The sequence below is a fragment of the Lysinibacillus sp. NPDC059133 genome, assembly GCF_042755925.1.
Taxonomy (GTDB): Bacteria; Bacillota; Bacilli; order Bacillales_A; family Planococcaceae; genus Lysinibacillus.
Genome location: NZ_JBHZDH010000105.1, coordinates 1 through 5624 on the forward strand (window position 1 = coordinate 1; position 5624 = coordinate 5624).

General features: G+C 38.4%; 4 protein-coding genes, 1 tRNA gene and 1 rRNA gene. 3 read left to right on the plus strand and 3 right to left on the minus strand.

What is annotated here, in order from left to right; all coding sequences use genetic code 11:
• Position 1 precedes the first annotated feature (1 nt).
• A tRNA-Glu gene (locus ACFXN8_RS26145) sits at positions 2 to 73 on the plus strand.
• Positions 74 to 254: 181 nt separating this feature from the next.
• Here ACFXN8_RS26145 and nadA read toward each other — a convergent pair.
• From nadA to nadB, 3 genes are read right to left on the minus strand one after another with little or no spacing between them, the layout of a single operon-like run.
• Positions 255 to 1358, minus strand: coding sequence for a quinolinate synthase NadA (gene nadA, locus ACFXN8_RS26150; protein ID WP_386848290.1), 1104 nt, complete (start codon positions 1356 to 1358; stop codon positions 255 to 257).
• A complete protein-coding gene (nadC, locus tag ACFXN8_RS26155) occupies positions 1345 to 2205 on the minus strand; it encodes a carboxylating nicotinate-nucleotide diphosphorylase (protein ID WP_376079053.1) in 861 nt (286 codons plus the stop codon). The genes nadA and nadC overlap by 14 nt, the downstream gene beginning before the upstream one ends.
• Positions 2162 to 3748, minus strand: coding sequence for an L-aspartate oxidase (gene nadB / locus ACFXN8_RS26160; protein ID WP_386848291.1), 1587 nt, complete (start codon positions 3746 to 3748; stop codon positions 2162 to 2164). Before nadB ends, nadC begins: the two co-directional genes overlap by 44 nt.
• 100 nt (positions 3749 to 3848) lie before the next feature.
• Here nadB and ACFXN8_RS26165 point away from each other — a divergent pair, with 100 nt between their 5' ends.
• Both ACFXN8_RS26165 and rrf read left to right on the plus strand, forming a co-directional pair.
• Positions 3849 to 4919, plus strand: a complete 1071-nt coding sequence (locus ACFXN8_RS26165) for a cysteine desulfurase family protein (RefSeq protein WP_386848292.1) — start codon at positions 3849 to 3851, stop codon at positions 4917 to 4919.
• A 615-nt stretch (positions 4920 to 5534) separates the two neighbouring features.
• A 5S ribosomal RNA gene (gene rrf, locus ACFXN8_RS26170) occupies positions 5535 to 5624 on the plus strand; the annotation flags it as partial.

A 5624-nucleotide genomic window follows, 5' to 3' on the forward strand; every position in this document is an offset into this window, starting at 1 on the left:
TGGCCCGTTGGTCAAGTGGTTAAGACACCGCCCTTTCACGGCGGTAACACGGGTTCGAATCCCGTACGGGTCATACTAAAATGCAGTAGATGTAAATTACATCTACTGTTTTTTTTGTATAAGGATAGCTTTTAAGATTCTAATGATTGTCTTAAACGATTATGATTAGTAGAAATGTATACTACATATTCTCGTAGAAAACTTAAGTAACTATAAGGAAACGTCTACTCATTTTTTGGTAGACGTTTTGCTCTTTACGCTCTTAATAGCATTCTTTCAAGTGAGCTACGTGCTTCTTCAGCAGTGTGAGCATCTACTTGAATACGATTATGTGGCTGCCCCTTTTGTATACTTTCTAAAGACCAAAGTAGATGGGGAAGGTCAATACGATTCATTGTAAGACAAGGACAGAAGTTCTCATTTAAAGAGATAATCTGCTTATCAGGGTGCTGCTTGATCAGACGATTTACGAGATTCATTTCAGTACCGATTGCCCATGCTGAATTTCTCGGTGCTTTATTAATCGTATCAATAATGTATTTTGTAGAACCTGCATCATCTGCAGCAGCAACAACTTCACGACTACATTCAGGATGAACAATGATACGCATATTTGGATGAACTATCCGTATAAGCTCGGTATGCTGAACCGTAAAGCCTTCGTGTACAGAGCAGTGTCCCTTCCATAAGATGACTTGAATGTTTTCTGGGGACTGATCAGTTTCAAGCCTATTTGTATGAGGATTCCAAACGGCCATATTTTCAAGAGGTATTCCTAAATCGTACGCAGTATTTCTACCTAAATGTTGATCTGGTAAAAAGAAAATACGTTGTTTTTGTGTAAATGCCCATTCAACCATTTCTTTTGCATTAGACGATGTCACGCAGGCTCCACCATGTCGTCCCGTAAATGCTTTAATGGCAGCAGTAGAATTGACATATGTTAGTGGGATAATGGTATCGCCAAAGAGTTTCTGTAAAATTGGCCATGCTTGTTCTGTTTGATAAATGTCTGCCATATCTGCCATTGAACAGCCTGCACGCATATCAGGTAAATAAACATGCTGCTGTTCAGTTGTAAGCATATCAGCTGTTTCTGCCATAAAGTGTACGCCACAAAATACTATATGTTCAGCTTCCTTGTTAGCTGCTGATAATTGAGCAAGTTGCAAGGAATCCCCTGTTGCATCTGCAAATTGAATCACTTCATCTTTTTGATAATGATGCCCAGGGATGAAGAGCTTACTACCTAATTTCTTTTTTATGGTTAGAATTCGAGATTCCATGTCATGTTTAGATAATGCACGATAATGCTCAGGTAGTAGTGACGTTTGTTGTAATAAACTAGTGATGGACAATGGAATTAGCTCCTTTCGTTTGTACAAGTGCACTAATGTCAAAGGCTTTTACTGAATGTGTTAGCGCTCCGAGTGAAATCCATTGAATACCTGTTTCAGCATAGATATTTAAGTTATGAAGTGAAATGCCGCCTGAAGCTTCTGTAGCAATATGTGGGGGAACTGCTGGGAGCCATTCACGTATTTCTTCAGGGCTACGATTATCAAACATAATGATATCTGCACCGGCTGCAATTGCTTCATCTAATTGTGCTTTTGTTTCGATTTCGACTTCGATTTTAATGGTGTGACCGATTTTCTCACGGGCTGCATGTACGGCCTTGGTAATACTACCTGCAAAAGCAATATGATTATCCTTTAGCATGATCGCATCGTATAATCCATTGCGATGGTTATAGGCGCCTCCGATTCTAACAGCATATTTATCTAACATACGCATTCCAGGCATTGTTTTGCGCGTATCGCATATTTTCGCATTAGTACCTGCTGTTTCTCGCACCGCTAAATTTGTAGCTGTAGCAATAGCAGACATACGCTGGATAAGATTCAAAATTACACGCTCACCCATTAATAACTTTTGAAGAGGTCCTTGAATAATAGCAAGAACATCCCCGGCATTTACTTTGTCACCATCTTTTCTATAAAGGATAATATCCATAGACCGATCAAGAAGAAGAAATCCATGCTTAATGATGGGGGCTCCACAAAAAATGCCACTTTCCTTTGCATAAAAAGAAAAAGATCCCTGCTGTTCTGGAGAAAAAATAAATTCACTCGATAAATCCCCATCGCCTATATCCTCATTAAAAAATTGTTTTAGCAATTCCTCGAGTTTGATGATATTCATATAATGAATTCCTCACTTTCATCTGTCCTTGTTGAAAAATGACCCAGCGGTTTGCCCACTGATGATCATTTTGTGGTTTGTCAATGCGAATATGTGCCCCGCGAGTTTCTTTTCGTGTAATAGCTGCGTGTGCCATTAATGTAGCGACAATATGCATCATGTAAAGTTCAAGTTCCTGTCGATTCAAGCCATCTAAATCAACATGTAGAAGTGTTTGTATTGAGGGCAATTGTTGTACGAATTGTTCCATATCGATCGGATTTCGCACAATGCCTAATATGTGCATCATCATTTGTCGTAATTGATCTTTCGTAAATAATGATGGCATTGTTTGTTGGTGATGTTTGTCATCAATTAAGAAACTATTTTGCTTGCAACCTGTTTGAATAATGTAATGGGCTGTTCTTTGTCCAAACGTAATGCCTTCTAAAAGAGAGTTACTAGCTAAACGATTGGCACCATGCACCCCAGTACAAGCAACTTCTCCAATTGCATATAAATTAGGAATAGATGTTCTTCCTTTGTCATCAGCAACAACACCACCCATTAAGAAATGGCTACCTGGTGCTACAGGAATTAATCCATCTTGTAAATTAATATGATTGTCATAGCAAAGCTGAGCAATCGTAGGGAATCTTTCTTCAAAGTGTTCGATACTTGAAATATCAATAAAAGTTTCTTGCCCGGTAGCACGTTTATTAAATAATGCATGTGCTGTAACATGGCGTGGTGCCAAGTCCAGCTGTTTATGCACGCCTTTCATTATGGGATGACGATGCGCATCGACAAAAATTCCTCCGTCGCCACGAACAGCTTCAGAGATTAATCCTTTGGCCTGGCCTCCACACCAAAGTAAGCTTGGATGGAATTGCATAAATTCCATATCACTGATGGCAGCTCCTGAACGATATGCTAATGCGATACCATCGCCAGTATTCGTAGCAAAGTTAGACGTACAAGAATAAAGAGCTCCTGCACCTCCTGTCGCGAGAATGACGTGGTGGGCAAGGTAGCGCTTCGTTCCCTTTGCTCCTTTTGTTAGAACGCCAACGCAATCTCCATTTGTATTTAATAAAAGCTCGTAAGCCATCTCATAACAATTCACAACGATATTAGATGTGAGTTGATTGAGCAAATAATCTATCATTATTTGGCCAGTACGATCACCACCAGCATGTAAAATACGGTGATGACTATGTGCTCCCTCTAAGCCTAGAGCGGGGGACCCATCAACTTGTCGATCAACTGGGAAGCCCTCATTTAATAAATTTCGCATAATTTCTGTACCGTTTTCTATTAGTACTTCAACATTCCTTCTTTCATGATGATATTCACCAGCAGTCAACGTATCAGCAATGTGAAGCTTTGGATGATCTTCTTGACTTGTAACGGCAGCAATACCGCCTTGAGCACGATAAGAACTACTCATTTTAACTGAACACTTTGTAACAAGCTGTACTTGAAAATGTTCTTCGAGAAGCCGAGCAGTTTGAAGTGCAGCAATGCCGCTACCAATAATAAGTACATCTGTCTTTACATCCATACATATACCTTCTTTACAGTTGTCTTGACACCTATCTTTGCATAAAATAAAAAAGAAAACAAGGCCGAATGAATTAGAAAGGAAGAATAAGATGATTTATATGGATTACGCTGCAACCGCTCCAATGACTCCAAAGGCTCTTAAAGTCTATTGTGAGGTAGCAAAGCAGTATTATGGAAATAGTGCAAGCTTACATGATCTAGGAGGGCAAGCACATTATTTTGTTGAACAAGCGAGAGCTGTTGTAGCAAAATCTCTAGGAGTAAACAGTGATGGTGTGATTTTTACTGGAAGCGGAACGGAGGGTAATTTAATTTCGATTTTGTCATTAGCTTTAGCTTCAAATAAAGGGAAGCACATTATTTCATCACAAGCTGAACATACATCCGTACATGCGGCTTTAAATACACTTGAAAAAATGGGTTTTATGGTCACAAAGTTACCCTTACTGCAAGATGGCTGTATTCATGTAGAGCAACTACGAGAAGTAATTCAAGAAGATACGGCTTTAATCACTATTCAACATGTAAATTCAGAGATAGGTTCTATTCAACCTATAGAAGAAATTGCCGAAATTGCTAAACAATCAAATGTGCTCCTACACGTCGATTGTGTACAATCCTTTTGTAAAATTCCGTTAAAACAGCAGGTAGATGCTATTACTGTTTCAGCCCATAAAATAGGTGGGCCAAAAGGATGTGGAGCTATATATATGAATCCTGAGCTCCGTGTTCCTGCATTAGCACCAGGTGTCACACATGAGCGTGGGTTAAGAGGAGGAACCCTAGATACTCCAGCTATTGTCTCTTTTGCTACGGCGATTGAAGATTATCAATATGAGCGTCAGCATTATGAAGCATTACGTCGATACTTTAAGGGAAATTTACCGGAAACGTGTCAGATCATTGAGTGTAAGGATCAATTGCCTAATATTTGTGGTGTGTTGATGAAAAGAGTAGAAGGTCAATACGTTTTGTTAAAATTAAACGAAGCGGGGATATGTATTTCTACAGGAAGTGCCTGTGATATTCATAGTGAATCTGGTACAAAAGCGATTTTATCAATGGGTTATTCTATGGAAGCGGCTCGTCAATTTTTTAGAATATCCTTCGGCCCAGCAACAACATTTGAAGAAATTGATCGATTACAAATGGCTCTTTCTGTTATTTAACTTCTTTAGCAAATGTTTTCAGTAACGAAAGTGCAACGTCAGTTACAGATGTTTTTGGTAACGTAAACGAAGCGTCAGAAATGTTCTTTCACCTGAGCAGTAAATTTAGAGTTTAATATGATTGAGGGTAAGACGAAACCTGAAAACTATAATTAAATAATTTTGAAATGATAAATTAACAGGTATATTAATGAATCTATAAATAGTTTTTGGCTTATATTTTGCTTTTTTAGTTGATTGTAACGAAGGGCTACTCTGATTGATCCTGTCGTAGATTAAAGATTCCTGCGAAAAGCGAAGTGTCTCGACAGTCGGAGAGGAGTAGCTCATATTGGAAATCAGTGTTTTTTAATGAATTAAAATAGATAAAAACACATCTGATAAATCAATTGTTTTCTTTTAATTAAACAATTGTTATAATAAATAGCAGAGTGATAGTTTCTCTCACACGACGAAAATATCTTCGAAAAGTAATGATTTCTCTCTTTTTATAAAAAAGTATTGCGCAATGCGAGAAAACGTTATACAATAATTCTTGTCTTGAAGGACAGGTAATAAACTTCAAAACGAAATACATAAGGCTTTCAAAATACGAAGTATATTGAAAACTAATAGTCTAGTGATGATGGCAAAGAGGTCACACCCGTTCCCATACCGAACACGGAAGTTAAGCTCTTTAGCGCCGATGGTAGTTGGGGGCTTCCC

Excerpts from the sequence above, each read along its gene's own strand:
- nadC (WP_376079053.1), bottom strand. The coding sequence starts at position 2,205 with ATGAATATCATCAAACTCGAGGAATTGCTAAAACAATTTTTTAATGAG.
- nadB (WP_386848291.1), bottom strand. The coding sequence starts at position 3,748 with ATGGATGTAAAGACAGATGTACTTATTATTGGTAGCGGCATTGCTGCA.
- ACFXN8_RS26165 (WP_386848292.1), top strand. The coding sequence starts at position 3,849 with ATGGATTACGCTGCAACCGCTCCAATGACTCCAAAGGCTCTTAAAGTC.